Below are 263 nucleotides of genomic sequence, written 5' to 3' on the forward strand. Positions count from 1 at the left end.
CAGAAGCTGCATTTCTTCGACACCATCGACTTCGTGGCGCCGCTGGTGCCGATCGGGCTGGGTCTGGGCCGACTCGGCAACTTCATCAACGGCGAGCTGTGGGGCAAGCCCGGCGACGTGCCGTGGGCGATGGTGTTCCCGAACGCGCCGGACCGCTTGCCGCGCCATCCCTCGCAGCTGTACGAGATGCTGCTGGAGGGCGTGGTGATGTTCGTGGTGTTGTGGCTGGTCTCGCTGAGGCCGCGGCCGCGCTACCTGATATC

The 263-nt window shown here is 66.2% G+C and carries 1 protein-coding gene; it reads left to right on the plus strand.

Annotated features, from left to right (window positions below; all coding sequences use genetic code 11):
* On the plus strand, window positions 1-263 hold a 263-nt coding region (locus UUA_RS18425), incomplete at both ends, for a prolipoprotein diacylglyceryl transferase (protein WP_008439824.1).

It is taken from the genome of Rhodanobacter thiooxydans LCS2, from assembly GCF_000264375.1.
Taxonomy (GTDB): Bacteria; Pseudomonadota; Gammaproteobacteria; order Xanthomonadales; family Rhodanobacteraceae; genus Rhodanobacter; species Rhodanobacter thiooxydans.